21 protein-coding genes are annotated in these 24,974 nt (G+C 58.2%); 18 read left to right on the forward strand and 3 right to left on the reverse strand.

Features of this window, described 5'->3' with window-relative positions:
* The first annotated feature begins 226 nt into the window (after nucleotides 1-226).
* Nucleotides 227-454, forward strand: a complete 228-nt coding sequence (locus G403_RS25325) for a hypothetical protein (protein ID WP_156899708.1) — start codon at nucleotides 227-229, stop codon at nucleotides 452-454.
* A gap of 16 nt (nucleotides 455-470) precedes the next feature.
* A complete protein-coding gene (locus G403_RS0113990; protein ID WP_051299075.1) occupies nucleotides 471-692 on the forward strand; it encodes a helix-turn-helix domain-containing protein in 222 nt (73 codons plus the stop codon).
* A gap of 6 nt (nucleotides 693-698) precedes the next feature.
* Here the strand turns inward: G403_RS0113990 and G403_RS0113995 are convergent, their stop codons facing one another.
* Entirely contained in the window at nucleotides 699-1,985 is a 1,287-nt protein-coding gene (locus tag G403_RS0113995; RefSeq protein ID WP_027854535.1) for a tyrosine-type recombinase/integrase, read from the reverse strand.
* Between the two features lie 274 nt (nucleotides 1,986-2,259).
* Here G403_RS0113995 and gloA point away from each other — a divergent pair, with 274 nt between their 5' ends.
* The 6 genes from gloA to G403_RS0114025 all read left to right on the forward strand — a co-directional run bounded on the left by gloA (nucleotide 2,260) and on the right by G403_RS0114025 (nucleotide 9,133).
* Nucleotides 2,260-2,652 carry a lactoylglutathione lyase gene (gene gloA / locus G403_RS0114000; RefSeq protein ID WP_027854536.1) on the forward strand — a complete coding sequence of 131 codons (393 nt, stop codon included), beginning with the start codon at nucleotides 2,260-2,262 and terminating at the stop codon, nucleotides 2,650-2,652.
* Nucleotides 2,653-2,868: 216 nt separating this feature from the next.
* The gene (locus tag G403_RS0114005; RefSeq protein WP_027854537.1) at nucleotides 2,869-3,675 is read left to right on the forward strand and encodes a tetratricopeptide repeat protein; all 807 of its coding nucleotides are present in this window, start codon (nucleotides 2,869-2,871) and stop codon (nucleotides 3,673-3,675) included.
* A gap of 54 nt (nucleotides 3,676-3,729) precedes the next feature.
* Nucleotides 3,730-4,203, forward strand: coding sequence for an RDD family protein (locus G403_RS0114010; RefSeq protein ID WP_027854538.1), 474 nt, complete (start codon nucleotides 3,730-3,732; stop codon nucleotides 4,201-4,203).
* A gap of 68 nt (nucleotides 4,204-4,271) precedes the next feature.
* Nucleotides 4,272-5,378, forward strand: coding sequence for a response regulator (locus tag G403_RS23405; RefSeq protein WP_036233919.1), 1,107 nt, complete (start codon nucleotides 4,272-4,274; stop codon nucleotides 5,376-5,378).
* 21 nt (nucleotides 5,379-5,399) lie between these two features.
* A complete protein-coding gene (locus G403_RS0114020) occupies nucleotides 5,400-5,945 on the forward strand; it encodes a heme NO-binding domain-containing protein (RefSeq protein ID WP_027854539.1) in 546 nt (181 codons plus the stop codon).
* Nucleotides 5,942-9,133: a hybrid sensor histidine kinase/response regulator gene (locus G403_RS0114025; RefSeq protein ID WP_027854540.1), complete on the forward strand. Its 3,192-nt coding sequence runs from the start codon at nucleotides 5,942-5,944 to the stop codon at nucleotides 9,131-9,133. The genes G403_RS0114020 and G403_RS0114025 overlap by 4 nt, the downstream gene beginning before the upstream one ends.
* Before the next feature lie 10 nt (nucleotides 9,134-9,143).
* On the opposite strand, the gene lptG is transcribed toward G403_RS0114025, so the two are convergent.
* Complete coding sequence (lptG, locus tag G403_RS0114030) at nucleotides 9,144-10,211, reverse strand: LPS export ABC transporter permease LptG (protein ID WP_027854541.1); 1,068 nt, start codon at nucleotides 10,209-10,211, stop codon at nucleotides 9,144-9,146.
* A complete protein-coding gene (gene lptF, locus G403_RS23410) occupies nucleotides 10,208-11,338 on the reverse strand; it encodes an LPS export ABC transporter permease LptF (protein ID WP_051299046.1) in 1,131 nt (376 codons plus the stop codon). Before lptF ends, lptG begins: the two co-directional genes overlap by 4 nt.
* A 210-nt stretch (nucleotides 11,339-11,548) precedes the next feature.
* On the opposite strand from lptF, the gene G403_RS0114040 reads away from it, so the two are divergent.
* From G403_RS0114040 to G403_RS0114085, 10 genes are all read left to right on the forward strand, one after another.
* On the forward strand, nucleotides 11,549-13,060 hold the full coding sequence (locus tag G403_RS0114040) for a leucyl aminopeptidase (RefSeq protein WP_027854542.1): 1,512 nt from the start codon (nucleotides 11,549-11,551) through the stop codon (nucleotides 13,058-13,060).
* A 3-nt stretch (nucleotides 13,061-13,063) separates the two neighbouring features.
* Nucleotides 13,064-13,486, forward strand: coding sequence for a DNA polymerase III subunit chi (locus tag G403_RS0114045; RefSeq protein WP_027854543.1), 423 nt, complete (start codon nucleotides 13,064-13,066; stop codon nucleotides 13,484-13,486).
* A 33-nt stretch (nucleotides 13,487-13,519) separates the two neighbouring features.
* Nucleotides 13,520-14,650 (forward strand): efflux RND transporter periplasmic adaptor subunit, encoded by a 1,131-nt coding sequence (locus G403_RS0114050; protein ID WP_027854544.1) that lies wholly within the window; start codon nucleotides 13,520-13,522, stop codon nucleotides 14,648-14,650.
* A complete protein-coding gene (locus G403_RS0114055; protein WP_027854545.1) occupies nucleotides 14,647-15,339 on the forward strand; it encodes an ABC transporter ATP-binding protein in 693 nt (230 codons plus the stop codon). Before G403_RS0114050 ends, G403_RS0114055 begins: the two co-directional genes overlap by 4 nt.
* The gene (locus G403_RS0114060) at nucleotides 15,326-16,543 is read left to right on the forward strand and encodes an ABC transporter permease (protein ID WP_027854546.1); all 1,218 of its coding nucleotides are present in this window, start codon (nucleotides 15,326-15,328) and stop codon (nucleotides 16,541-16,543) included. The genes G403_RS0114055 and G403_RS0114060 overlap by 14 nt, the downstream gene beginning before the upstream one ends.
* Nucleotides 16,536-17,729, forward strand: coding sequence for an ABC transporter permease (locus tag G403_RS0114065; protein ID WP_027854547.1), 1,194 nt, complete (start codon nucleotides 16,536-16,538; stop codon nucleotides 17,727-17,729). Before G403_RS0114060 ends, G403_RS0114065 begins: the two co-directional genes overlap by 8 nt.
* A gap of 337 nt (nucleotides 17,730-18,066) precedes the next feature.
* Nucleotides 18,067-19,632 carry a Re/Si-specific NAD(P)(+) transhydrogenase subunit alpha gene (locus tag G403_RS0114070; RefSeq protein ID WP_027854548.1) on the forward strand — a complete coding sequence of 522 codons (1,566 nt, stop codon included), beginning with the start codon at nucleotides 18,067-18,069 and terminating at the stop codon, nucleotides 19,630-19,632.
* Nucleotides 19,633-19,644: 12 nt separating this feature from the next.
* Entirely contained in the window at nucleotides 19,645-21,051 is a 1,407-nt protein-coding gene (locus tag G403_RS0114075) for an NAD(P)(+) transhydrogenase (Re/Si-specific) subunit beta (RefSeq protein WP_027854549.1), read from the forward strand.
* Nucleotides 21,052-21,159: 108 nt separating this feature from the next.
* Entirely contained in the window at nucleotides 21,160-21,903 is a 744-nt protein-coding gene (locus G403_RS0114080) for a M15 family metallopeptidase (protein WP_027854550.1), read from the forward strand.
* A gap of 176 nt (nucleotides 21,904-22,079) precedes the next feature.
* Nucleotides 22,080-24,935 carry a valine--tRNA ligase gene (locus G403_RS0114085; protein WP_027854551.1) on the forward strand — a complete coding sequence of 952 codons (2,856 nt, stop codon included), beginning with the start codon at nucleotides 22,080-22,082 and terminating at the stop codon, nucleotides 24,933-24,935.
* Nucleotides 24,936-24,974: the final 39 nt, after the last annotated feature.

Genomic DNA, 24,974 nt, shown 5'->3' on the forward strand with positions numbered 1-24,974 from the left:
ACCCCAATTAAGGGGCACCAGATAGAGGCCGCACAATGAAATGGGAACGTATCCGAAATACCGTATGGCGGTCTGATCATGGCCATACCGTCATTAAATACAGAATGGCACAAGGGGTAATTGAATACCTGCTGTACGCACCTGGCGAACCGCGAGAGGGTGGAGACTATAGCTCTCACGGTAAACTGGCCGATGCGAAAAATGCAGCACTTACGGGAGAAACGGCATGACTGAATTACGACCAACAACATGTAAAAACTGCGGTTCGCCGCACCTGGCTCCTGTAGACGGCGGCACCTGTAGCTGCATGGGCGGATTGGCTGATGTAACGCCTGAGCAGTTTATTGATCGAGCAAAATCATGGGGCGGTTTCGTGGTTTATAACCCGGAGCGCGACCGGTTTGTCGCAGCGCGTATCGATGAATTGCCTGGGTATTTACCGGGCGGTAAGTGAAGATGAGGAGATAGAGATGACTGTACTAAACAAAAGCGGGAAGCTGGCAGATGATCCGCTGCTGGATACCAAAGAAGCAGCCGCCATGCTTGACTGTACGCCGCGCACGTTAAATGAGTGGCGCAGAACTGGACGACATGGTGATGATCTGACCTACCTCAAGATCGGTCGAAATGTTCGGTATCGCAAATCCGTACTGCAGGCGTTTCTTGATAAGGCGCAGCGGTCCCATACGTGACCGCGCCTACCCTCCTTGTAGTCTTGCTAGTAGCGCCACCCTTTCCTCTTCGCTCATCGCCTCCAAAAGGGCTCCAATCTTATCATCAGACTCTTTCCCCGTAGCCTTGCCGGCCGCTCGGTTAATGGCAGCTATTGCTGTTTCGATACCGGCAAGGGTGGATGATGTGTCGAGATGCGCATAGGTTTTGGCGGTCACCTGTATATTTTGGTGCCCGAGCGCCCTGGATATCTGCTGAAGTCCAACCCCCTCGTTAGCCTGCCAACTACCGAGCGTTCTGCGTAGGTCGTGGATAGTCAGACGCTCCTCCTTTTCCTCGGGCCTCAAGCCTGCCCGCTCAGTTACACGCATCCAAAAATCATACTTGTTTGATGGTATTGGGCTGTTCGCTTTGCGGACGGCCGGAAAGACAAATTTACCCTCCACTTCCTCACGTCTGCGTCTTAATATCGCAAGCGTATCCTCTGCCAGTGGCACAACATGCTGCCGTTTTCCCTTCATTTTCTTGGCTGGGATCGTCCAGATCCCTCTATCCAGCTCCAGTTCACTCCATTCCATTGCATACACATTCGCCTTGCGCTGCCCGGTAAATAAAAGCACCAGTGCTGCATCTTGATATAACTGTTTCTCCAGCATAAGGGATTCAAAGAGCGCTGTTACTTCATCCGGGCGTAAATAGCGTTCTCGACTCTTCGGCTTTCTCCGCTTAACACCCACTGTTGGTATGTCGACAGGCAGTTTTAATTCATCCCTTGCGAATTTATAAATCTGAGAAACGACGGTTATAAACTGATTATGAGTCACGGCACCGTAATTTGATTCGCGTAGGTGCTTTGTAATGTCGTCAGCTGACAGGGCATCGAGTTTTTTCTTGCCAAATGCCGGACTTACATGGATCCGCCAAATGCCCTCGTAACACTCATACGTCCTACCACCAAGCTCATCAATACTCACCAGGTGCTCGATGTGATTCATCCACTGAGCGCCGATTTCGCCAACCTTGGCGTTCTGGTGCTGCTTCTCGCGCTCTGCCTGCTCAGGGTCAACACCGGCATTGAACGAAGCGGCCAGCTCAGTCGCTTTCTTTCTGGCTTGATCTATAGTCCAATTCGGGAAGCGCCCGATCTTTCGTTCAATCAGGCCGAATGCTTTATGTCTGGCTCGATAATAGAATGTCTTGCTCCCGCTCGGCATGACTCGAACGGTCAGCGATGGAGTGCTGGTATCGGTGTAACGTATGCGGGATTCCGTCGACAGATCGTCCAGCCATCCCTTGGTAAATCTGTGCTTCATGTAAGTCTCCGAGTGCCTGTGTGGGCTGCCCCACATGTGGCCCACAGGTTTCCCGCCTATGGCCCACAGTCGGCATTGTAGTGCATTGTATTCGGTGACACATCATGAAACGATCAAGTTTAGGTAAGTCTTTGATGCTAAAGATTTAAATGTGCTAGAAGGGATTCAGTGTTTCTTGATTGGACTTCACGATCTGGAATTAACCATTGTAGACTTGTCCGGGCAAGAGCGAGATCAACACTTAGCACTATTTGTATTTTTGAGGCCATTCACTATGCGTATTCTCCATACCATGATCCGCGTTTCTGATCTGCAAAAATCCCTCTCTTTTTATACCGATGTACTGGGGATGAAGCTTCTGCGCCGCAAGGACTACCCAGAGGGAAAATTCACCCTCGCTTTCGTCGGGTTTGGCGAAGAATCCGAGCAGGCGGTGCTGGAACTGACCCACAACTGGGACACCGACAGCTACGACCTCGGTGACGGCTACGGTCATGTGGCCATTGAGGTGGAGGATGTCTATGCCGCCTGTGATGCAATAAAGGCCAAGGGCGGCGAAGTCGTCCGCGAAGCGGGCCCGATGAAACATGGCAGCAGCATTCTGGCGTTTGTAAAAGATCCCGACGGCTACATGATCGAGCTGCTGAGCCCGTCACGTAAGGACTGATGGCGGCACACCGTTACTGCGGGCGCGTAAAGCGGGCTGCGCGACAGCAGTTTTTCCGGTACAATTCACCGCCAATATTAGAAAAACCTGAACTTCTGCCGTCCGATAATCCACGTCTCGGCGTGTGTCGTGCGGCAGCCCGTGTGTAGCCGAAACTCTACCGGAGGATCCAGCACCGGATCCTGACAGTCAGTCATTACGCAAGGCACCTGTTTGATGAAAAAACTAGCACTTTTAACCACAGCCGGGTTGCTGTTGAGCTTTCAGGTCGAAATCGCCTCCGCCGCTTCAATCAGCGCAGCGCAACGTGCGATGGACGCCAAGGACTACGCCGAAGCTCTGAACGAGCTGACGCCGCTGGCCAAAGAGGGTGATCCCACCGCACTCAATATGCTTGGCAAGCTTTATGAAAACGGCTGGGGCGTCGAGGCTGATCCCCAGCAGGCACAGCGCTATTACGAGCAGGGCGCGCGCCAGGGTAATCTGGAGAGCGTCAATAACCTGCGCAGCCTGAAGAACAAGGCCTACAAGGCGGAATTCGACCAGATTCTGCCGGACGCCCAGGCGGGTAATGCCAGCGCACAAAACCGCGTCGGTGAGATGTACGAATTCGGTCAAGGGGTCGATCGTGATACCGACATGGCGTTCGACTGGTATCAAAAAGCCGCCGAGCAGGGCAATGTAACTGCATGGCATAACCTGGGACGCAGCTACAACTTCGGTAATGGTGTGGCCCAGGACTACGACAAGGCCGAAGAGTGGTACCGGAAAGCAGCGATGCAGGGACACCAGCAAGCGATGTTCTTTCTGGGCACACTCTATGCCACTGATCATGGCGCAGACTCCAGCCACGATTCTGACGTTATTGCCTATGCCTGGCTCAGCAACGTGGCTCAACAGGGCGATTCCACCGCTCGCGCTATCGAGTCGCGCCTGAAAATGAAGCTGACCGACGCGCAACTGACCGAGGCGCAGAACCTGGCTGAAGAATACAAGGCCGAGTACGTCACACCGTTTAACTAAAACCCGAGTACCGGGGCACCGCCCCGGCCTCACTGCCTACAGGCTACCCAAGGCATGCAACGCCCTTTTCGCGATACGCCCCCTGACCTCAAACCTGCCACCCTGGGCAAGCGCCTGCTGGCTATGGTCTACGACGGGCTGATCCTGGTATCTATCTGGATTGGCGTGGCCATTATATCAACGGCGATTAATCAGGGCGGCGTCACCTCGCCGATGGGCCGGGCTGCCATGCAATCCGCCCAGTTCTGTTTCAGCTTTCTGTTCTTCGGTTACTTCTGGACCCGCAATGGTCAAACTCTGGGCATGCAGGCCTGGCGCCTGCGGGCCCAGACCTTTGATGGCCAACGCATGAGCTGGACCCAGGCACTGATCCGTTTTCTCGGTGCCATTGTGTCATGGATCCCAGCAGGCCTCGGCTATATCTGGATGCTCTTTGGCGATGAACGCCTGACCTGGCATGACCGCTGGTCAGAGACACTGATCGTCAGTATGCCGAAGCAGCCGCGAAAAAAGGGCGTAAAAAAATAGGTGACGGAGTTTACCTGCGCGCTCAGTCTCGGCTAATGTTGACCCAAAAGCCAGTTTGCCTGACCGCCATGTCCTCACACGATAACCGCGCTACTTTGCTGATTGTCGATGATGAACCGATCAACATCGCCGTACTTTCAGATATCCTTAAACATCAGTACCGAATCCTGGTTGCTCGCGATGGTGCGCAGGCGCTTGCCCGGGCAGGTGGAAACGTAATACCTGATCTGGTCCTGCTCGATATCATGATGCCGGACATGGACGGCCTGGAAGTCTGCCGGCAGCTCAAGTCCAACCCCGCCACGGCCGATATCCCGGTCATTTTCGTCACTGCCATGAGCCAGGATGTGGATGAATCCGCCGGTTTTGCCGCAGGCGCTGTCGACTATGTCACCAAGCCGGTTCGCCCTGCTATTGTCTTGGCCCGGGTCAAGGCGCAACTGGAGCTCCAGTGGCACCGCAAACAACTGGCAGAACAGAACCAGACCCTGGACCGCCTCGTCAGAGAGCGTACGGCCGAGGTTGCCAACACCCAGCAGGTCACCATCCTCGCCATGGCCACACTGGCCGAAACACGGGACAACGAAACCGGTAACCATATTCGTCGCACCCAGTTCTATGTCAAGGCGCTGGCAGAACAACTGCGCCGACAGGGCGAATACCCCGAGCTCACCGACGACAATATCGAACTACTCTACCGCTCTGCCCCCCTGCACGACATTGGCAAGGTCGGCATTCCGGACAGCATACTTCTCAAGCCCGGCAAGCTCGATGAACAGGAGTTCGAGATTATGAAAACCCACGCCGAGCTGGGAGGTGCCGCCATCGAGGAGGCGGAAAAGGCACTGGGTGACAGCGAAACCTCATTCCTGCGTTACGCGCGCCAGATTGCGCACTGCCATCACGAGAAATGGGACGGCTCCGGCTACCCACAGGGGCTCGCCGGTGAGGCGATCCCGTTGGCCGGGCGCCTGATGGCTCTGGCCGATGTGTACGACGCATTGATTTCAAAGCGTGTTTACAAAGCCCCGTTTAGCCACGAGCAGGCTAAAGAGTTGCTTATCAAAGGACGGGCACAGCATTTTGACCCGGCTGTGGTTGATGCGTTTCTGGCCATCGAGACAACCTTCGTCGAGATCGCCGCGCGTTATTCCGATAGCGAAACCGCCCAATAAACAGCACAACCGGAGGCAGCCATGTTAGGTGTCGTCTATACCAGCTTCATCGAGATGGTGGAGCAGCAGTTTTCCCCGGATACCGCCGACGATTTACTCGATAACCCAGCGCTCAAATATGACGGCGTTTATACCGCGGTTGGGTCCTATGATCACAACGATATGATTCGTATGGTGGTGCACCTGAGCGAATTGACCGGTATCCCGGTGGATGACCTGGTGCAGGCGTTCGGCGAATACCTGTTTCACCAGCTGGCTGAACGTTATCCCGCTGTACTGGAAGCACGCACAGGCTTTCTCGACTTTCTTGAAGTTATTGAGACCAGCGTACATACGCAGGTCCGCAAGCTCTATCCCAACGCCGAGTTGCCGCAGTTTGATACCGTCAGACATGACCCGAACAGCCTGACCATGCATTACGCTTCACGGCGACCTTTCGTTAATCTGGCACTGGGACTGATCCAGGGTTGCTCTGCGTACTACAAACAGCCCTATGAGATTGACGTGGAGCGCTCCACCGAGGGCGAGCTGAACAAAGCAAGTTTTCATATTCGGACCACTTCATGACGGACGAGGCGCGCTGGCAACGCCGGTTGGAGCGTGAGCGTGCCGCTCGCAAGGCGGCTGAGGAGCTGCTGGAGGCCAAAGCCTCGGAGCTGTTTCGCGCTAACCAACAACTGGAGCGTGAACAACACCAGCTTAAAACCCTGATTGGCAAGGTCGAACGCACCATTAACCAGCTACTTCAAGAGGCCGATACCCCGCTTCCCAAAACTGAAGTCAGCACCGCTGAACTCCCCGACCTCCTCGCCGGATTAATCAACGACAACGCCCGGACTCAACGCCTGCTGGAGCGGCAAAAGTTCGCGTTGGACCAGCACGCCATCGTCAGCATCAGCGATCTTAGCGGCCGAATCACCTATGTTAACCCGCGTTTTTGCTCGATTTCAGGGTACGACAAGGATGAGATCATCGGTAAAACCTATGAACTGATCCGGTCCGACTACCATCCAGCGGCTTATTTTGAGGGGATGGAGGCACTCACCCGGGCCGGACGTGTCTGGAGCGGGGAGATACACTCGCGGGCGAAGGATGGCAGCACGTTCTGGGTCGCCGCGACGATCGTTCCGATTCTGGATGAAAACGACCGTCCGGTGGAATTCATCTCCATACAGACCGACCTGACCGCGCAGAAGGCTCTCGAGCAGGAGTTCGAGCACGAAAAGAACTTTCTCAACAGCCTGACCGACAGCATGGACGAGGGGGTCTATGTCATCAACGCCGTGGGCCAGTGCCTGTTCGTCAACCAGTCCGCCGCACAGCTACTCGGACGCGAACGCGAGACGCTGTTGGGCACCGATTTCCACGGCGCGGTAATGAAAGAGTTCGACCAGCAGTTTGATGATCCTATTCTGATGGCTGTCATGCTTGATGAGCGGGTTGAAACCGATCAGTTTGAGTTTCAGCGGCCGGACGGTTCCTCGTTTCCAGTCAACATCAGAGCACGCTCACTGACCATTGAAGGGGAATACAGCAGCGCGGTCTGCGTGTTCCGCGACATAACAGCCAGCCGTCAACTGGAGGAAGCCCGGGCACAGGCCGTACGCCAGGCCCAGCAGAGCGCCATGGCCAAGTCTAATTTCCTGGCCAACATGAGCCATGAAATCCGCACCCCCATGAACGCAGTGGTCGGCTTGAGTCACCTGTTGATGCAAACCGAACTGGATCCTCGTCAACGCGACTACACATCCAAAATTCAGCGCTCTGCCCGCAACCTGCTGGGCATCATCAACGATATTCTGGACTTCTCCAAGATCGACTCCGGCAACCTCCACCTGGAAGCGGTCCCGTTCGATCTGGATGAGATCCTGGAAGATGTTTACAACGTCAATCAGGTGAAAGCGGATGAGAAGAAACTCAGTTTTGTTGTCGAGAACACTGCGTTGCTCAGCAGGAGCCTGATCGGAGACCCGCTGAGAATCCGCCAGGTACTGGTTAACCTGACCAGCAATGCAATCAAATTTACCGCCTCAGGGTCGGTGACGATTCAGGTCTCAACCGCACTTGTCGATCACGAGCGGGTTGACCTGCGGATCGATGTTAGAGACACGGGAATCGGGATAGCACCGGATAAAATAGGGCTGCTCGGCATCCCCTTTTCCCAGGCGGACAGCTCAACCACCCGACGTTTCGGGGGAACCGGTCTGGGCCTCTCGATCTGTTTCCAGATAGCCCAAATGATGGGCGGGACGCTGTCCGTGGAAAGCGTGCCCGGCCAGGGAAGCTGCTTCAGTTTCAAGGTTCCGTTGCCGCGATCGGAGTCCACTCCGGCCGTTTATGAACTGCCCGCTGTACGGGTCATCGACCCGCAGCATCGTCTGACCCGGTTATGCCATTCGTTCAACACCGATTGCCAGCGCCTCGAGGTTGACACGCTACAGTCACTGAGCGAACTGGAAGGCTCTGATCCCGTACTGATCGATCTCTTCGCAGTGACACACCTTTCAGTATCCGAATGGGCACAGGTGGTTTCCCAAATCGGAACACCGTTAATTTTTTTCTGCTCCACGCGCCTCTCGGAAAAGCTGAGTCGTAAGCTTCCTGAACATGAAGTCGAGTACTGCCATCTCTTCACCCTGAGAGCACTGACGGCCGCGCTCAGTAAAGAAACACCACTGCTGAAGGAGCGGACGCCCTTACCCCTTCAGCGCGGCAATGTCCTGCTGGTGGAAGACAATGAGATCAATACCGAGGTGGCCACCCGGATGCTTGAGGCGGAGGGGTTTAGAGTCACACACGCCGCATCCGGTGAGCAGGCGCTGTCTCTCCCGCCCGGGACCCGTTTTGACCTGGTGCTGATGGATATCCAGATGCCCGGGCTGGATGGTTACGAAACCACTGAAAAGCTGCGTGCTCAACCGTTGTTCGCGAGCGTCCCCATTATCGCGCTTACCGCCCACGCCATGGCCAGTGATCGTGATCGAGCACTGAAATCGGGTATGAATGACTACCTGACCAAACCGATCGATCCCGAACGCCTGCACAACTGCATCACCCGCTGGTCAGACATCCCCCATACCCGCCCTGCCTCAGCACCGGAGCCACCAGTACCCCACCCACCCTCAACGCTGAGTGTTTTCAACCGTGAGCAAGCCCTGCGCCACCTTAACGGCGATACCGAACTGCTCGACCGTCTCGCGCATAGATTCGCACAAGGGCATGAGCACGATAGCCGGCTCATTCAGCAGAGCATTGAGCAGGGAGGCTATGCAGACGCCCTGCGCCTGAGTCATACCTTAAAGGGTATCGCACAAACGCTTGGCCTTGAGGAGTTGGCGACCGCCAGCCGTGCCTGCGAATCCGCCCTGCAGACAGGCGACCATCAAGCGGCCCGCGCTCTGAGCGTTTTGATTGAACTTGCGTTAAACAGCGCCCTGACTGCGTTGGCATCCTCATCGCTGCCGACGACGCCGGTCCAAAACCCTGGCCCCACCAACAGCCCAGCTGCTACCGGAGAGCATGTAAACAACGGCGAAGCAGCAGAGCGTGCCAGGACGTTACTGAAGGCACTGATTCCGCTACTGGAAGAGGGTGACTTCGAGTCGCTCGGCACCGCGCAGGCGTTGCTGGAAGTTATCCATGATGAAGATATACAGGAGCTGGCACAGGAGCTGGTTGCGCAGACCGATGCGTTTGACTTCGAAACCGCGCTGGACACCGCTCGTCAGTTACAGGAACGACTGACAAACGCCTGACAAACGCAGCTCAACCGGCTCGTCTCAGCAACCAGGCACCGACCAGAAAGCAGATCAGAATGGGAACCAGAATCGCCAGCAATGGCGGAAATCCGAATACGCTGCTGGCCGGTCCCAGCAGATCCTGCGCAAACTTAAAACCTACACCCCCAATCACCCCGGCCACCATGCGCTGTCCCGCAGTCACGTTACGCAGCGGACCAAAGATAAAGGACACACCTATCAACACCAGCGCAGCGATAGACAGGGGCTGGAATAGCTTGCCCCAGAACGCGAGCCGATAGGTATCGGAGTTGACCCCCTGAGCCTCCAGGTAAGCGGCATAACGAGACAGCCCGGTGATCGAAAGATCCGCGGGCTCGACGATGATCACCGAAAGCAACTCCGGGGTCAGCGCGGTCTGCCAAAGCTCTTGTGACTGGGTGGCCGGTTGCGTTTCCCCATCCGCAAAGCGGGTTTCGCGCACATCCTGCAAGGCCCAGCCGTCCTCTACCGCTTCACCAATCTGGGCATAGCTCGAGCGCACCAGCCGGCGTTGCTCATCAAACTCATAGCGGGTCACACCATGGATAACGCCGCCCGGCTCCACCGCCGCGATATGAATAAACTCATTGCCATCCCGGTGCCAGGCCCCCTCATCGGTGTGCAGCACGCCATCCCGGGCCATGGCGATGCCACGCCCACTGTCAGCCATCTGCTCGGTAACCGGCGCTATAAACTGGCCCAGTACCAACTCCAGAACCATCAGTAGAAAGACCGGTTTGAACACCGCCAGTACAATGCGTGCCGTCGAAAATCCCGCAGCCCGCATAACCGTCAGTTCAGACTGACTGGCCAGCGTACCCAACCCCACCAGACAGCCGACCAGCGCACTGAGGGGAAGCATCTCGTAAATACGCCGCGGGGTGGTGAGCGCCAGATACTGCATCAGCTGACCAAACCCGTAGCGCTCGCTGAGGCGGTCCAGTTCATCAATCAGTGTCGACAGCAGGTCCAACCCCACCACAATCAACAGAACCACAGCGATGGCCGAAAGCACATGACGGGCAATATAACGATCCAGACGATTGGCGATCATGAGCCGGACTCCCCATTCACTTTCTGGGAACCTTTCCAGCTGGGCAACGACGGGATCCGATTAAAGACAGCCTCCCAGAACCGCTCGGCAAAAATCAGGTTGCCGGCCAGGAACAGGAACAGCCCATGGACCAACCAGAGGATCACCGGCTCGATACTGCCCTCCTCAATCGCGGAGCGAGTGGCCGTTAACAGCGTCACGTAGAGGAGGTAGATAATAATGGCCGGTATCAGCTTGGCGTAGCGCCCCTGTCGCGGGTTGGTCTTGGCCAGCGGCACGGCAATCAACGTCACGATAAACGCCAGTACCGGCAGTGAAAGCCGCCAGTGCAACTGTGCCTGCTCCCGTGAACCCTCACTGCGCAGCAGTGCCAGCGTCGGCTGCGCTTCAATCTCATTGATCTGCGCGGCACTGCCCGCATCGGGTAAACGTACACCGTACTGTCCGTACTCAGTGGCAATATAGTTCGCCTCGCCGGGTGCACCTTCAAAACGGTACCCCTCTTCCAGAACCAGAAAACGCCCCTGGCCTTCCAGGTTACGCTGGGCCGCTCGCTCGGCATACAGCAGCAGAGGCCGTCCCCGGTTATCACGCTGGACAATAAACACGTCTTCCAGGGCACCGGTTTGCGCATTCAGCTCTTTGGCATAGGTCACCTGACGGCCATTACTCTGGGACTGGAAACGACCGGGCGTCAGCAGTTCCAGTTCACTGCGTGAGTCCTGCTGGGCAAAGATCTGCTTGGCCTCCCCCACTCCCCAGGGCGCTATCCATAACGCGATAAGTCCGACCAAGACGGAGATCAACAGCGCCGGCCCCATGGCATACACCACCAAGCGACGCTGACTCACCCCACAGGCCCGCAGCACCACCATTTCGCTTTCCAGATAGAGCCGCCCGAAGCCGAGCAGAATCCCCAGGAACAGCCCGAGGGGTAGCAACAGCTCCAGAAAACCGGGAATGCGGTACGCCAGCACCAGCAGCACGAAATCGGCATCCAGCTTACCGGTCGCCGCTTCGGTCAGATACTTGATCAAGCGAGCACTGGTGATAATCAGCAATAGAACCGCAGTAACAGCGGTGGTGGAAAGCAATACCTCGCGGGAGAGATAACGGAAGATGATCAAAGCTCAATCCCTGTCGCGCACGTGAAGATCGTAAACGGTGTGAACACGCGAAGTGCAATATGTCCGCTGCCGGGACAACCACCCCGCTAAAGCGAGTCTGGCACTGATTCCCGGAACCGCTGTATAGTGCGTTTAATCGCGTGGATGATTTCGCACTCAGCGAATCGCATTATCCCGCAATCAGTCTGCAATGTCTTGTATGGAGTCGTCATGGATTTCGAGATCGTCAATGGCCCGGTTACTGAACTGGAAACCGATTGTATCGTCATCGGCATCGAGGCCGAAGGTAAGCTCAGCCCGACTGCGGCCGAGATCGACAAAGCGGCCGGGGGCTACCTGAACGAACTGACCACCAGCGGCGACCTCACCGGCAAAGCTGGCGAACAACAGATGTTGTTCAAGGTACCCGGATTAAACGCACGCCGCGTTCTGGTCATTGGCCTGGGCAAAGCGGAGGAGCGTAAAGACCGCCACTACCGCAAGCTCGTTACCGCCATTACCGGCACCTTGAAGCGGTCCGGTATTGCCAGCGCGGTTATCGCTCTGGATGGCTTGGCCAGCGACCAGGATGACACCTACCGTCAGACCCGTCAGTTCGTCGAATGGTGCTCCGCCGAGCTCTATCAATACGACGCGACCAAGAGCAAGAAAGCGGATCCCATTAAGCTGGAGAAAGTTGCGCTTCTGCTGTCGGAAGACGATACCGAGCTCGGTGAAGGCGCTCTGCTGGATGGTGTTGCGATCGCCAACGGCGTCAGCGCCGCACGCGATGTCGCCAATCTGCCGGGTAATATCTGCACGCCAAGCTACCTGGCCGAACGCGCCATCGCGCTGGCTGAGAATTATGAAACTATCAAAGTTGAGATTCTCGATGAAGCGCAGATGGAGGAGCTGGGCATGGGTGCCCTGCTCGCGGTTGGTCGCGGCAGCAGCCAGCCGTCTCGGCTGATCGTGATGCGTTACACCGGAGCCGACAAGGAGGAGCAGCCCCATGCTCTGGTCGGCAAGGGTATCACCTTCGATACCGGTGGCATCAGCCTCAAGCCCGGCGCCGACATGGATGAGATGAAATTCGACATGGGCGGTGCGGCCAGCGTTCTGGGCACCATGGAAACTCTGGCCGAAATGCACCTGCCATTGAACGTGGTGGGTATTATCGCCGCCGCTGAGAACATGCCGGCCGGCAACGCCGTAAAACCGGGTGATATTGTCACGACCCTGTCCGGCAAAACGGTGGAAATTCTCAATACCGACGCGGAAGGCCGCCTGGTACTCTGCGACGCCCTGAGCTACGCCGAGCGTTACAACCCACAGAGCGTGATCGATATTGCGACGCTCACCGGAGCCTGCATTATAGCTCTGGGCCATCAGGCCACCGGCCTGCTCAGCAATGATCAGGCGCTGGCGGATTCTCTGCTCGACGCCGGCGAATATGCGGCAGACCGTGCCTGGCAGCTGCCTCTGTGGGATGAGTTCCAGGAGCAGCTGGATTCTAACTTCGCCGATATGGCAAATATCGGTGGACGTCCAGGCGGTACGATCACAGCAGCCTGTTTCCTCTCCCGCTTCACCGAGCAGTACCGCTGGGCACACCTGGATATCGCCGGTGTTGCCTGGAAAAGCGGTAAACAGAAAGGGGCGACCGGTCGCTGCGTCCCGCTTCTGGCTCAGTACCTGCTCGACCTGGCTGAACAGAAAGAGGGCGGTGATGACGCGGAGTAATCGATGACCCGCGCCGATTACTACATTCTCCCCGATTCCGACCCGGATAGCCGCGAGCGCTTTCTGGGCCGGATCTGCGAGAAAGCTCTGGCCCACAACCACCGGGTCTATATCCATCTGCCGGATGACAGCGCTTTGGAACGGCTGGACGCCCGGCTTTGGTCATTCAGAGCGGATGCCTTCGTGCCGCACGTTATACTGGGAAAGACACCGGAAGCTCCGGTTGAGATCGGTTTTGGCGAGCAGCGCCCCGGACATCGCGAGTTGTTCGTCAATATGGCGCTGGACCTTCCAGAGGATGCGTTCGAGTTCGAGCGAATCGTGGAAATCGTTGTGCAGGAGGCAGAGATACTGGCTGCCACCCGACAAAACTACCAGCGCTGTCGGGAGCGTGGCATAGAGCTGCACCGCACCGACCTGCGTTGATGGCGGGCCCCGCGCCCGCCCGGGGAGGATCGCATGAAGCGCGCCTTGATACTGCTCGCCCTTGTTCTGCCAGGTGCAGCCGCACTCTGGTATTTCTCTCGCCCCCAGCCTATCCCAGTTACTGTAGCTACGATCTCCGCAGGACCTGTTGAACAGTTAGCAGCCAATAGCCGCGCCGGTAGCATCCGTGCCTGTCGCCGATCCCGTCTCGCTGTGCCTGTCGGCGGACGCGTCGATCAGTTGCTGGTCAGTGAAGGCGATCAGGTCAAAGCAGGCGAATTGCTGTTAACCCTGCATGACGACGAACAGACCGCTTTACTGATGGCCGCTGAGGCCGACCTGAAGGCCGCCCGCCTGGACAAAGAAAGAAGCTGTGAGCTAGCCAGTTTCAGTCAACGCGAATGGCGCCGCTCGTTGACGCTGGCCGAACGTGAGCTAGTCTCCAGCGAGCAGTTGGACCGGCTGAAAACCGAGGCCACTACAGCGTTAACGACCTGCCGGGTCGCCGAAGTCGCTATCGAGCAGGCTCAGGCTCAGCAGGCCCTGCAGTCAGCTCGCCTGGAGAAGATGCACCTGCGCGCCCCCTTTGGCGGTATCGTGGCCGAGATCAACGGCGAGCCCGGGGAGTATTCCACCCCCTCGCCGCCCGGCGTCGCAACTCCACCGGCCGTTGATTTGATTGATGACAGCTGCCTCTATGTGCGTGCTCCCATCGACGAAGTCGAAGCGGCGCGACTGGCCCCGGGACTGAACGCCCGCATCATCCTGGATGCCTTTCGTGGCCAGGTATTCCCGGGCACGCTCAAACGCATCGAGCCTTTTGTCTCCGAGCTGGAGAAACAGGCTCGAACCGTGGATGTGGACATCTATTTCACACCGGTGCCGGACCAGATCCGCCTCCTGGTGGGCTACAGCGCCGATGTGGAAGTGGTTGTCGAACAACACGAAAATCAGCTGCGCGTGCCCACCGAAGCCCTGCTCGAGGGCCGTTATGTACTGCGTTATAACCCGGAAAGCTCCACCCTTGAAAAAGTAGCGGTACAAACCGGTGCCGCCAACTGGACCTGGACCGCGATCACTGACGGTCTCACTGCCGGTGACAGGATCCTGACACGGCTCGATACCGAAGGGGCGGTGGATGGCGCCCGGGTTGAACCGCAATGATTCGCCTGGAACAGCTGTGTAAAAGTTACCATCTCGGGAATGAGACAGTTCACGCACTGGATCGCTTTGATCTCACTATAGAGTCAGGAGATTACCTATCGGTTATGGGCCCCTCCGGGTCGGGCAAATCCACCCTGCTGAATATGCTGGGCCTGCTCGATACGCCGGATTCAGGGCAGTATTGGCTCGAGTCTGAGTTGGTCAGCGAACTGGATGAGGAACAACGTGCCCGGGTTCGCAATGAGCGCATCGGTTTCGTGTTTCAGGCCTATCATCTGATCGATCGCCTGACCGCACGCGAGAATATAGAGCTTCCTTTGATCCTGAACAGCACACCGCCCCATGAGCGCCGGCCCCAGGTCGAGCAATTGATCGACCGCCTTGGTTTGTCCCACCATGCCGATCACCGCCCTCACCAGCTTTCCGGCGGCCAGCGACAACGGGTGGCGATCGCCCGCGCCGTGATCCGACGCCCGGCTCTGCTGCTGGCGGATGAACCCACCGGCAACCTGGATAGCCACTCAGGTGCCGATGTAATCGAGCTGCTGGAAGAGCTCAACGGCGAAGGTATCACTCTGGTTCTGGTGACCCATGATCCAAACATGGGCGAGCGCGCCGGGCGACGCCTGTGGATGCAGGACGGATGTCTGCGGCAGGAACGTCGGGGCAGTGACAATGCGCAGCGCTGACCTGATTCGTTTTAACGCCCGTTTGCTGGTTCGTCAGTGGTTCCGGACCCTGATGATACTGCTGGCCACGGCAGTCGGTGTCGCAGCGGTACTCTTGCTGACAGGCCTGGGGGAGGGCGCCCGGCGCTTCGTTCTGGAGGAGTTTTCACTGCTGGGTCAGGACACATTGATCATGCTTCCCGGTCGCAAGGAAACCACCGGCGGCCTGCCACCGCTGACCGGTGAAGGCACCCGCGATATTACGTTGGAAGACGTGCAGGCGCTGTCCCGATTGAACTCTGTGGATCTGGTCGCGCCGCTGATTGTGGGCAACGCTCAGGTCCAGTTTGATGTTCGCAACCGAGAAGCAGTGATACTGGGAACCAGCCACCAGTTCTTCGAAATGCGTGAGCTGTCGGTTCAACAGGGACAGCTTTTACCGCTCATACCACTGCAGGTCCCCGCCGCTGTCTGCCTGCTGGGCCCTGTTATCAAACAGGCGCTGTTCGGTGGTAAAAAGGCGCTCGGTGCCTGGATTCGGATCGGCGACCGCCGCTTTCGCGTCATCGGCATATTGGAGGATCGAGGGCAGTCACTGGGCATGGATATCAGTGATCAGGTGATCATCCCAGTTGCATCAGCTCAGCAGGTCTTTAATGTGCAGGGGATGTTCCGGGTATTCCTCACTGTTACGCCAGGCCATACCCAAACCCGGGCGGAGTCCCGGATTATCGACCTGATGCAGGAGCGTCACGGCGGCGAGCGTGATGTGACGCTGGTGACTCAGGACGCCCTGTTGGGAGCCTTCGACGATATCCTGCAATTGCTGACCCTGGCGGTCGGCGCTATCGCCGCTATCAGCCTGGTGGTCGCCGGCATCTTGATCATGAATATCACCCTGATCAGCGTCAGCCAGCGTACCGCCGAGATCGGCCTGCTCAAGGCACTGGGCGCCAGTGCCGGGGAGATACGCACGCTGTTTCTAAGCGAAGCGCTGATGCTTTCCCTGATGGGCGCGCTCATGGGTGTGCTGGTGGGCTACGCCCTGCTCTGGACCGGACATACGCTCTGGCCGCAGTTCCCGGTCACCGTCCCACTGTGGGCGTTGGCCGGCAGCCTGATACTGGCGCTGTCCGTCGCCACGCTTTTTGCCTGGCTCCCGGCCGGTCGGGCCGCACGGATGGCTCCGGTAGAGGCGCTGCATGGAGGAGCGGGCCATGCTTAGCCGCGACTACCTGACCCTGACGCTGAAAACGTTAACCACCAGCCGAATGCGCGCCGCGCTGACCATTATCGGTATCGCCATCGGTATCGCCGCAGTGGTGCTGCTGACGACTCTGGGGCAGGGCCTGCGGTTCTACGTATTGGAAAACTTCTCCCAGTTCGGCAGCCGCATCATCGCGGTCACACCGGGCAAGGCCCAGACCGGCGGCATGGGCGGCCTGCTTTCCAACACCCATCCGTTGACCCTGGCCGACGCCCAAAGCCTCACCAGCCTGCCCTACGCCATCGAAGTGGTTCCCCTGGTGCAGGGCGCGGGAGCCATCGAATATGGCGTTCGCGTGCGTCACACCGATATTCTCGGCGTCGGACCGGGAGCGGCTCGGGCCTGGCTGTTCGATATCGCACTGGGTCGTTTTTTGCCCGAACATGGGGGCTACTCTCAGCCTTTCGCCGTGCTCGGACATAAGGTGCGCAACGAGCTGTTTGGCCCGACCAATCCACTGGGGCAGTTTATCCGCGTAGGTGGCGAGCGCTACCGCGTTGTCGGTGTCATGGAAGCCAAGGGGCAGATGCTCGGTTTCGATCTGGATGACATCGTCTATATCCCCATCGATCGGGCGCTGACCCTGTTCAACCGCACGGGCCTGATGGAGATCGATGTCACTTACCGGGCCGGAACCAGCGCAGAAGCGATGGCTGAACGCATCCGAAACCGGCTTATCGCCAGACACGGCGGCGAAGATTTTTCCCTGCTGACCCAGGACGAGATGCTGGCCAGTCTGGACCGCATCCTCGGCATTCTGACCCTGGCTATCGGCGGTCTCGGGGGTATCTCCCTGCTGGTTGGGGCGATCGGCATACTGACTATCATGGTGACCACAGTGCGCGAGCGACGCAATGAGATCGGCCTCTTACGCGCCATGGGTGCCACCGCCCGCCAGATACTGCTGCTGTTTCTATATGAGTCGATACTCCTGGCGCTGGCCGGGGGCCTGGTTGGGCTGCTGCTATCCGCGCTGATGCTTGGCCTGCTCTGGTTCAGCATTCCGGCGCTGCCGATCCAGGTCAGCCCACTTTTTCTGCTGCTGGCCCTGCTGCTCTCGATTGGCGTCGGTGTGATCGCGGGCATCGTGCCTGCCCGTCAGGCCGCCAAACTCAACCCGGTTACCGCTTTACAAAGCGAATAACGCCCATCCTCTTTTTCGTACCCCCTCCGCCTACACTCAGCCATATCCACACGACACAAAAGACAAAAATATCGACTAAAGTCGAATATCACAGACCGATGTCGGTCGCTGTAGGGTGCAGGCCGTTTTAGAAACTTCATTCGACTCCGACTGTGCCTAGAATCGCCCGGACATAACGTCTGTTAATACGAGTGGTAGAAACTTTGGTAGCGCCCGAATCCAACTTTCAGGCCGTAGAACACCGCACTGCTCGACAACAGAATAGATAGATCATGTGCGACACGCCCCTCGGTGTGTACACCCGGAATTCAGTTTGGCTTAAAAAGAGAATAACCAGATGCGAATAGGTGTCCCTAAAGAGATCGAAGAGGGAGAAAAGCGCGTAGCGCTCACTCCCGATGTGGCTCACCAGCTGCAGAAACTTGGCTTTACGCTGGCGATAGAGTCCGGTGCCGGCTTGGAAGCCAGCTTTGATGACGAGCAGTACCGCAAGGTCGGTGTTGAAGTTATCGAAGATCCCCGGGCCGTGTGGCAGGAGTCCGACATCATCATGAAGGTGCGCCCGCCCAAGGAGCACCCGGAGCTGGGTTTCTATGGTGTCGAGCTGATGAAACCGGGCCAGACCCTGATCAGTTTCCTCTACCCGGCCATGAACCCGGAAACACTCAACGCCCTGTCCGAGCACGGTGTCACCGCATTGGCCATGGACTCGGTGCCCCGTATCTCCCGCGCCCAGAAGATGGATGCCCTGAGCTCCATGGCCAACATCGCCGGTTACCGGGCGGTGGTGGAAGCGGCGCAGCATTTCGGCCGTTTCTTCACCGGCCAGATCACCGCCGCCGGTAAGATCCCCCCGGCCAAGGTGCTGGTGATCGGTGCTGGCGTTGCAGGCCTGGCTGCTATTGGTGCGGCCAAGAGCATGGGCGCCATCGTGCGTGCCTTCGACACCCGCCCCGAGGTGAAGGAGCAGGTGGAAAGCATGGACGCCGAGTTTCTGATGCTCGATTTCAAGGATGAGGACGGCGGTTCCGGCCAGGGCGGTTACGCCAAGACCATGAGCCCCGAGTTTATCAAGGCGGAGATGGACCTGTTTGCCGCCCAGGCGGCGGAAGTGGATATCATCATCACCACCGCCCTGATCCCCGGCAAGCCCGCCCCCGAGCTGATCACCGAGCGCATGGTCGCCAACATGAAACCGGGTAGCGTCATCGTGGATCTGGCCGCTGAAGCGGGCGGTAACTGCAAGCTGACCGAAGCCAACAAGGTGGTGGTCAAGCACGGTGTTACGCTGATCGGCTACACCAACCTGCCCAGCCGTCTGGCCGCTCAGTCGAGCCAGCTTTATGCCACCAACCTGCGTCACCTGCTGACCGACCTCTGCCCGGAGAAGAACGGCGAGATCGTCGTCAACATGGAGGACGAGGTGATTCGTGGTGCCACCGTGGTCAAGGAGGGAGAGGTCACCTGGCCACCGCCCGCGCCTCGTATCTCCCTGGCACCGAAGGACGATGTGGGCCTTAAAGCCAAGAAAGAACTGGAAAAGCCGGAGCCCAAACCGGCGCATCCGCTGGCGTTTCTGGCTCCGCTGGCCCTGGCGGGCCTCGCCCTGTTCGGGCTGGGCTCGGTGGCGCCTCCAGAGTTTATCGGTCACCTGACCGTGTTCGTGCTGTCCTGTTTTGTCGGTTACATGGTGATCTGGGGCGTCTCCCACTCCCTGCACACGCCTTTGATGAGTGTGACCAACGCGATCAGTAGCATCATTGTCATCGGGGCCCTGATTCAGATCTCCAGTGACAGTGCGCTGGTAGTCACCCTGGCTACGCTGGCCGTGTTTATCACCAGCATCAATATCGTCGGCGGCTTCGCCGTCACCCAGCGCATGCTGCGGATGTTCAGGAAGTAAGGAGCCGAATCGATGAGTACAGGCATAATCACAGCATCCTATATCGGCGCCAGTGCGCTGTTTATCATGGCCCTGGGTGGGCTCAAGCATCAGGAGAGTGCCCGTCGCGGTAACCTCTACGGCATGCTCGGCATGGGCCTGGCCCTGCTGGTTACCATCGTCGGTCTGGTGTCACAGAACCATTTTCTGCTGATCGTCGGCATCGTCGCCGGCGGTGCCATCGGCTGGTACCTGGCGAAAAAGGTCGAGATGACCCAGATGCCGGAACTGGTGGCGGTCCTGCACAGTCTGGTGGGCCTGGCAGCGGTCTTCGTGGGCTGGGCCAACGCCCTGGACCACAGTAGCGCCGCGCAAACATCGGTGGAGCAGACGATCCATGCAGCGGAAACCTATATCGGTATCCTGATCGGGGCGCTGACTTTCTCCGGCTCCATCTGCGCCTACCTGAAACTGGCGGCCAAGATCAGCGGTAAGCCGCTGCAACTGCCGGGACGTCACCTGTTCAATGCAGGCCTGGGCCTGCTGGCGATCTGGTTCGGCGTTGAATATGTAGCCGCGGTCCCCGACGGCGGTATCGGCTGGCTGGTACTGATGACCCTGATCGCCCTGGTGTTCGGTGTCCACATGGTGGTCGCCATCGGCGGTGCCGATATGCCGGTGGTGGTATCCATGCTCAACAGCTACTCCGGCTGGGCGGCCGCGGCCATGGGCTTCATGCTCGGCAACGACCTGCTGATCGTGGTCGGTGCACTGGTGGGTTCCAGCGGCGCGATCCTCAGCTACATCATGTGCAAGGCGATGAACCGCAAGTTCCTCAACGTCATCCTGGGGGGCTTTGGTAACAAGAGCTCAGGCGGTGCGGGCAGTGCAGGCCCCGCCGGTAGCGAGGACGACATCAAGCCGATTCAGGCAGAGGAAGCGGCGGATCTGATGGCGAATGCCAAAGAGGTGATGATCCTGCCCGGTTACGGCATGGCCGTGGCCCAGGCTCAGCACACGGTATTCGAGATCAGCAAAAAACTGAAGGAGAAAGGGGTCAACGTGCGTTTTGGCATCCACCCGGTGGCTGGACGTATGCCCGGGCATATGAACGTGCTGCTGGCGGAAGCCAAGGTGCCCTACGATATCGTCTACGAAATGGACGAGATCAACGAAGACTTTCCGAAGGTGGATGTCTCGGTGGTGATCGGTGCCAATGATATCGTCAACCCGGCGGCGCAGGAGGTACCGGACAGCCCCATCGCCGGTATGCCGGTGCTGGAGCCGTGGAACGGCAAAACCACCATCGTGCTCAAGCGCGGCATGAGCACCGGTTATGCCGGGGTGGATAACCCGCTGTTCTACAAGGACAACACACGGATGCTGTTTGGTGATGCCAAGGACAGTGTGGATGCGATTCTCAAGCATCTGAGCGAATAAGCTCATCACAGGCGCTCTCGGGCGCCTGTTTTATTTTGCAGCCCATACACAGAGGCTGCGGATCCAGCTAAGGTAATGCAAACACCGCTCAACAGGACCTGCTAGCCAATGACCTCTGATCGCCCTCCGATCCCCTCACGCGAAATGCCCGACTGGGAGGCACTGCAGCATGTCCCGATTGAGGAATGCGGCGAGCGTCTGCAACCGGCCAGCCTATGCGACGAATGGCGTTGCTGGCCCGCTTATTTTCACCAGCATATTTCCGGCGCAATACCTGAGTGCTACCTGCGCCCGGGTGTTTTTGATCGACTGTTACAGGCCGCGCGATCGCTCCCTGACACCTATCAGCTGGTGATTCTGGATGGGTGGCGCCCCTTTACCGTTCAGCAGTATCTCTTCGATACACTGCTGAACCTGATGCAACATGCCGATCCGGGACAGACTGAACAGGCCCGTATTCTGAAGGCCCGGGCTTTGGTCTCTCCACCCAGTACCGATCTGAATGCCCCCAGCCCCCACCTCACCGGCGGTGCTGTTGATGTGACACTGGCCGACAGGGATGGTCGACTGATCGACATGGGTACCCTGTTCGACGAGGCCAGCCCCCTCTCCTACTCCTCCGCCCTGGAAACGGAGGAGCACCACTCCATGTCGGACCTGATGGCTCGCCATCATCGACGGGTGCTTTACCACGCCATGACCACGGCGGGCTTTACCAACCTGCCATCGGAGTGGTGGCACTACGATTATGGCGACCAGCTCTGGGCCTGGTACTCGGGCGCGGACAAGGCTCGCTACGGTGTCACACACCCCGCCACCCTGGAGCAACTCTGGCAGCGACAACTCCGGTAAAGCCAACCCTGACCATCCCCGCTTGGTTGCAGCGCTCCCTTTGCTCGGGGTTCTCGACCCGGTGGCCTGTAACCCACTCCACTGTGCCTGTATAATGTCCGGTTTCGAGCCGCTCGGCCCTGGCCTGTTTACACCGCCAGATTTCCAGAGACTTTTTCCAGAGACAGCAGACCGCAATGGACAAGACTTACCAGCCCAACGAGATCGAACAGAACTGGTACAAGAAGTGGGAAGAGAGCAACTATTTTGCTCCCTCGGGCGAAGGTGATGCCTACAGCATCATGATCCCGCCGCCCAATGTCACCGGTAGTCTGCATATGGGCCACGCCTTCCAGCACACTATCATGGACGCGCTGGTTCGCTACCGTCGCATGCAGGGCCGCAACACCCTTTGGCAGGTCGGTACTGACCACGCCGGTATCGCTACGCAAATGGTCGTCGAGCGCAAGCTTGCAGCGGAAACCGGCGAGAGTCGCTACGATCTGGGTCGCGATGCGTTTATCGAGAAGGTCTGGGAGTGGAAAGAGCAGTCCGGCGGCACCATCACCGGTCAGATGCGTCGCCTGGGTAACTCGGTGGACTGGCCCACTGAGCGTTTCACCATGGACTCCGGCTTCTACCACGCGGTGCAGGAAGTCTTTATCCGTCTCTATGATGAAGGTCTGATCTACCGCGGCAAGCGCCTGGTCAACTGGGATCCGAAGCTTCATACCGCAATCTCGGATCTGGAAGTGGAAAACCGCGAAGTCAAAGGCAAGATGTGGTACCTGCGCTATCCGCTGGCCGATGGCGAGAAAACCAAAGACGGCCTGGATTACATCGTTGTCGGTACCACCCGCCCGGAAACCATGCTCGGTGACACCGGCGTGGCGGTTAACCCGGACGATGAGCGCTACGACAACCTGGTGGGCAAATTTGTCGAACTGCCGCTGACCGGCCGCCGTATCCCTATCGTTGCTGACGAACACGCCAGCATGGAGAAGGGTACCGGCTGTGTGAAGATCACACCGGCCCACGACTTTAACGATTATCAGGTGGGCCAGCGTCAGAAGCTGCCGATGATCAACGTCATGACGCTGAACGCCGATATCCGTGAGGAAGCCCAGGTGTTCAATTTCGACGGCACCGATAACAGCGAACTCGACCCGAGTCTGCCTGAAAAATACCAGGGCATGGAGCGCTTCGCTGCCCGCAAGCAGATCGTCGCGGATATGGAAGATGCAGGGCTCCTGGTCAAGATCGACGAAAACGATATGACCGTGCCCTACGGCGACCGTGGCGGTGTCGTCATCGAGCCAATGCTGACCGACCAGTGGTTCTGCGATGCCAAGACCCTGGCCAAACCGGCGATCAAGGCGGTCGAGGATGGCGACATCAAATTCGTGCCCAAGCAGTACGAGAACATGTACTTCGCCTGGATGCGCGACATCCAGGACTGGTGCATCTCGCGTCAGCTCTGGTGGGGTCACCGCATACCGGCCTTCTACGACAACGACGGCAACGTTTACGTCGCCAACTCGGCGGAAGCTGCCCGCGAAAAATACGGCCTGGATCTGGAGCTTGAACTGCGCCAGGACGATGACGTACTGGATACCTGGTTCAGCTCCGCGCTCTGGACATTTGGCACCCTGGGCTGGCCGGAAGACACCGAGCGGCTGAAAACCTTCCATCCGTCCGATACGCTGGTGACCGGTTTCGACATCATCTTCTTCTGGGTTGCACGCATGATCATGTTCACGCTGCACTTCATGAAGGATGAGGACGGCAAGCCGCAGGTTCCATTCAAGAACGTTTACGTTACCGGTCTGATCCGTGATGAGAACGGCGACAAGATGTCCAAGTCCAAGGGCAACGTGCTGGACCCGCTGGATATGATCGACGGTATCAGTCTGCCGGATCTGCTGGAGAAACGTACCGGCAACATGATGCAGCCACAGCTGGCCGAAAAGATCGGCAAGCGCACCGAGAAACAGTTCCCCGAGGGGATCTCGGCCCACGGCACCGATGCCCTGCGCTTTACGCTGGCCGCGCTTGCCTCCACCGGTCGCGATATCAACTGGGATATGAAGCGTCTGGAAGGTTACCGCAACTTCTGTAACAAGCTCTGGAACGCGGCCCGCTACGTGCTGATGAACACCGAAGGCGAGGATTGTGGCCAGAGCGGTGGCGATGTGGACCTTTCGCTGGCGGATCGCTGGATTATCAGCGAATTGCAGCGCGCCGAGACTACCGTCACCAAACACATGGACGAGTACCGTTTCGACCTGGCAGCGCAGACGATCTACGACTTCGTCTGGAACCAATACTGCGACTGGTATCTGGAGCTTTCGAAGCCAGTATTGTGGGATGACAACGCCAGTGCTGAAGCCAAGCGTGGCACCCGTCGCACTCTGGTTCGCGTGCTGGAAGCCATTCTGCGCATGGCGCATCCGATGATGCCGTTTATCACCGAGGAGATCTGGCAGGCGATCAAAGGCCTGGCCGGTACCGAGGGTGAAACCATCATGCTCACCTCCTTCCCGGTGGCTGAAGCGAGCAAGATCGACGCTCAGGCGGAGACCGATATCGAATGGCTCAAAGGCGTAATCACCGGCGTGCGTAATATTCGCGGCGAGATGAAGATTGCACCGTCCCAGGACCTGGATCTGCTGTTCGCCCATGGCGATGCCGACGACAAGCGCCGCATGGAAGCCAATGCGACCTTCCTGAAAAAACTGGCCAAGCTCAGCTCCCTGACCTGGCTCGACAACCCGGAAGAGGCACCCATGTCTGCCACCCAGCTGGTGGGCAAAATGGAAGTTCTGGTGCCGATGGCCGGATTGATCGATAAGGACGCGGAACTCAGCCGACTGCAGAAAGAGATTGATCGCCTGACCGGCGAGATCAAGCGCGTGGAGGGCAAGCTGTCCAACGAGAAATTCGTTGCCAACGCCCCGGAAGCGGTTGTTACCAAAGAGCGCGAAAAAATCGCGGCTGCGCAGGAATCACAGGCCAAGCTGCAGGAGCAGTACGCCAAGATCGAAGCGCTCTAGTTCCGTGAAGGGCCGCTACCACCGCCCGCCTGGGCACAG

Origin of the sequence: Marinobacterium litorale DSM 23545 (genome assembly GCF_000428985.1) — a bacterium.
Lineage (GTDB): Bacteria > Pseudomonadota > Gammaproteobacteria > Pseudomonadales > Balneatricaceae > Marinobacterium_D > Marinobacterium_D litorale.

Bases quoted from the DNA above. Each gene is read 5' to 3' on its own strand.
- G403_RS25325 (WP_156899708.1), top strand. From the start codon at position 227: ATGACTGAATTACGACCAACAACATGTAAAAACTGCGGTTCGCCGCAC.
- G403_RS0113990 (WP_051299075.1), top strand. From the start codon at position 471: ATGACTGTACTAAACAAAAGCGGGAAGCTGGCAGATGATCCGCTGCTG.
- G403_RS0113995 (WP_027854535.1), bottom strand. From the start codon at position 1,985: ATGAAGCACAGATTTACCAAGGGATGGCTGGACGATCTGTCGACGGAA.
- gloA (WP_027854536.1), top strand. From the start codon at position 2,260: ATGCGTATTCTCCATACCATGATCCGCGTTTCTGATCTGCAAAAATCC.
- G403_RS0114005 (WP_027854537.1), top strand. From the start codon at position 2,869: ATGAAAAAACTAGCACTTTTAACCACAGCCGGGTTGCTGTTGAGCTTT.
- G403_RS0114010 (WP_027854538.1), top strand. From the start codon at position 3,730: ATGCAACGCCCTTTTCGCGATACGCCCCCTGACCTCAAACCTGCCACC.
- G403_RS23405 (WP_036233919.1), top strand. From the start codon at position 4,272: ATGTCCTCACACGATAACCGCGCTACTTTGCTGATTGTCGATGATGAA.
- G403_RS0114020 (WP_027854539.1), top strand. From the start codon at position 5,400: ATGTTAGGTGTCGTCTATACCAGCTTCATCGAGATGGTGGAGCAGCAG.
- G403_RS0114025 (WP_027854540.1), top strand. From the start codon at position 5,942: ATGACGGACGAGGCGCGCTGGCAACGCCGGTTGGAGCGTGAGCGTGCC.
- lptG (WP_027854541.1), bottom strand. From the start codon at position 10,211: ATGATCGCCAATCGTCTGGATCGTTATATTGCCCGTCATGTGCTTTCG.
- G403_RS0114040 (WP_027854542.1), top strand. From the start codon at position 11,549: ATGGATTTCGAGATCGTCAATGGCCCGGTTACTGAACTGGAAACCGAT.
- G403_RS0114045 (WP_027854543.1), top strand. From the start codon at position 13,064: ATGACCCGCGCCGATTACTACATTCTCCCCGATTCCGACCCGGATAGC.
- G403_RS0114050 (WP_027854544.1), top strand. From the start codon at position 13,520: ATGAAGCGCGCCTTGATACTGCTCGCCCTTGTTCTGCCAGGTGCAGCC.
- G403_RS0114055 (WP_027854545.1), top strand. From the start codon at position 14,647: ATGATTCGCCTGGAACAGCTGTGTAAAAGTTACCATCTCGGGAATGAG.
- G403_RS0114060 (WP_027854546.1), top strand. From the start codon at position 15,326: ATGCGCAGCGCTGACCTGATTCGTTTTAACGCCCGTTTGCTGGTTCGT.
- G403_RS0114065 (WP_027854547.1), top strand. From the start codon at position 16,536: ATGCTTAGCCGCGACTACCTGACCCTGACGCTGAAAACGTTAACCACC.
- G403_RS0114070 (WP_027854548.1), top strand. From the start codon at position 18,067: ATGCGAATAGGTGTCCCTAAAGAGATCGAAGAGGGAGAAAAGCGCGTA.
- G403_RS0114075 (WP_027854549.1), top strand. From the start codon at position 19,645: ATGAGTACAGGCATAATCACAGCATCCTATATCGGCGCCAGTGCGCTG.
- G403_RS0114080 (WP_027854550.1), top strand. From the start codon at position 21,160: ATGACCTCTGATCGCCCTCCGATCCCCTCACGCGAAATGCCCGACTGG.
- G403_RS0114085 (WP_027854551.1), top strand. From the start codon at position 22,080: ATGGACAAGACTTACCAGCCCAACGAGATCGAACAGAACTGGTACAAG.